Origin of the sequence: Kitasatospora sp. NPDC056531, from assembly GCF_042794375.1 — a bacterium.
Taxonomy (GTDB): domain Bacteria; phylum Actinomycetota; class Actinomycetes; order Streptomycetales; family Streptomycetaceae; genus Kitasatospora.
The window spans coordinates 1-2687 of record NZ_JBHTTU010000207.1 but is presented as its reverse complement, the minus strand read 5'-3'; the positions used below and the strand labels follow the sequence as shown (position 1 = coordinate 2687).

Below are 2687 nucleotides of genomic sequence, written 5' to 3'. Positions count from 1 at the left end.
CTGATTCCCCAACCCATGGACCCCCCCCGGCCCCGCCGAAGCCCGGGCCGCAGGGACCGGGGCGTGTCCGCGCCCTTATCGGCACCCGGACATGAGCATCCATCAGAAAATCGATCGCCTTTGCATGCCCATGTCGCTACAGTGCTGCGGTCCCGAATCCCCACCCGGCAGACGGAGCGCCATGTCGATCGCACGCAGGTCCATCCTCAAGGGCACGTCGGCGGCCGGAGCCGCCCTGGTCGCGGGCGGTGCGGCCGCCCAGCCGGCCGCGGCGGACGATCCGGCGCCGAGCCCCCTGCTGCAGACCACCCCGCACCGGATCGGGGCTCCCAGCGTGAGCGGAGTGCACCTCCAGTTCGGCACCGACCCCTCCGCCGAGATGACCGTCTCCTGGATCACCCCGCAGTCCGTCCGCCGCCCACTGGTCCGGCTCGGCTCGCCGGACGGCGGCCACGGCCGGGTCGTCGAGGCCGAGACCCGCACCTACCGCGACGCCCTCGGCAAGGACGAGGTGTACGTCCACCACGCCCGGCTCACCGGACTGCGCCCGGCCACCACCTACCTGTACACCGCGGGCCACGACGGCGCGAGCCCCGAGAGCGGCAGCTTCACCACCGCCCCGCGCGGCCGGGCCCCCTTCACCTTCACCAGCTTCGGCGACCAGGCCACCCCCAACCTCCGCCGCCAACTCGTCTTCCCCGACGGCATGCCCTCACCGCTCGGCAAGTACCCGGTGTACATGAGCAGCCAGATCGGCTCCCCGCACGCCGCCGACATCGTCGCCGCCGTCGAACGCGTCGGCCCGCTGTTCAACCTGGTCAACGGGGACCTCTGCTACGCCTCCTACAGCGGCCGCCACGGCCAGAGCCGCACCGCCACCTGGGCCGACTGGTTCATCAACAACAGCCGCTCGACCCGGCTGCGCCCGTGGATGCCCTGCGCGGGGAACCACGAGAACGAGAGCGGCAACGGCCCGATCGGCGCGCTCGGCTACCAGGCCTACTTCGCCCTGCCCGACTCCACCGCCGACCGCGACGAGGAGACCCGGGGCATGTGGTACGCCTTCACCGTCGGCTCGGTGCGCTTCATCAGCCTCGCCAACGACGACACGGCCATCCAGAACTCCGGCGAGACCTATCTGCGCGGCTACTCCGGTGGTGCCCAACAGCGATGGCTGGAACGGGAGTTGCGTACGGCCCGGAGCAGTCGGGCGATCGACTGGATCGTGGTCTGCATGCACCACCCGATGATCTCCAGCTCCAAGCACGGCTCCGGCAGCGACCTCGGCGTGCGCGAGGCCTGGGGCCCGCTGTTCGACGCCTACGGGGTCGACCTCGTGGTCAGCGGCCACGAGCACTACTACGAGCGCTCCCACCCCGTCCGCGGTAGCCTGCCCAACGACACCCGCACCCCGGTGCCCACCGGCACCGACCCAAGCCTCGCCGACACCGGCCGGGGCACCGTCCACATGGTCATCGGCGCCGGCGGAAACGCCGCCACCACCCAGGACGACCTGTTCGACCGGCCCCAGGGCCGGGTGGTCGTAGGCCTGGAGGACAAGCCCGCCCCGGGCGCCCCCTACCGGGAGTCGATCTGGCTCACCGAGGACGCGCCGTGGGCCGCCTACCAGGACCGCGTCCACACCCACGGCTTCGCCGCCTTCGAGGTCGACCCCGGCGACCGGCGAGGCGGCACCACCATGATGCGGGTCACCTACTACACCTTCGACGGCCCGCACGGGGACCTCACCCCGGTGGACACCTTCACCCTGCACCGCCGCCGTACCGACGGCGAGAGCGGCGACGAGGGCTGAGCCCGGGGTGGGGGGGGGGAGGGGGGACACCACCCCCCCCCAACGAGCTCAACGTCGGGAAAAAACAGTGAGCGCGTCCCACCCACCTCGCCCCTTCGCCGGAACGGCCGCCGCCGGCGGAGCCGACGCGGCAGCCGCCGCCCGCTCGGCGACCTGGAGCTCCTCCTCCGCCCGGGCGGCCCGTTCCTCCGCCGCCAGCTCCGCCTCCGCCACCGACTCCGGGTCCGGCTCGATCTCACGCGGGGTGAACTCCACCGGCAGCACCGTCAGATGTCGGGAGATCCAGGCCGAGCTCCAGGTCAACTCCTCCTCGGGGACGGCCAGTCGGAGGTCCGGAAGTAGGGTGAGCAGGATGTCGATCCCGGCCTCGGCGACGTGCCGTCCGATGTCCTGCCCGGGGCACTCGTGCGGCCCGGCACCGAAGGACAGGTGCGAGCGGTTGCCGTACAGCGGGGTGGCCAGGTCGGGCCGGACCACCGGGTCGACGTTGCCCGCCGCCAGGCCGAGCAGCAGGAAGTCCCCGGCCTTGATCTGCTGCCCGCCGAGTTCGGTGTCGGTGGTCGCGCAGCGCCCGGCCACCAGCGACATCGGCGGGGAGTCCCAGAGCACCTGGTCGAGCGCCTCGCCCAGGGTCATCTGGCCGCCGGACAGATGGGCGCGGAAACGCGGGTCGGTGAGCACCATCTTCAGCGAGTCGGCGATCAGGTTGACGGTCGTCTCGTTGGCCGCCAGCAGCACCACCCGCAGGTGTTCCATCACCTCGTCGTCGGTCAGCCCGGCCGGGTGCGCCAGCAGCCGACTGGTCAGGTCGTCGCCGGGGTGGTCGTGCTTGACCGCGATGGTCCGGCGCAGGGTCGCGACCACGTACTCGTTG

At 72.2% G+C, this 2687-nt stretch carries 1 protein-coding gene and 1 pseudogene; one reads left to right on the top strand and one right to left on the bottom strand.

Annotation, left to right across the window (positions count from 1 at the left end):
* Nucleotides 1-181 precede the first annotated feature (181 nt).
* Nucleotides 182-1813: a purple acid phosphatase family protein gene (locus ACFQ87_RS44235; protein WP_380616711.1), complete on the top strand. Its 1632-nt coding sequence runs from the start codon at nt 182-184 to the stop codon at nt 1811-1813.
* A 48-nt stretch (nt 1814-1861) separates the two neighbouring features.
* Here the strand turns inward: ACFQ87_RS44235 and ACFQ87_RS44230 are convergent.
* Nucleotides 1862-2687: pseudogene (locus ACFQ87_RS44230) on the bottom strand (cytochrome P450); the annotation flags it as partial.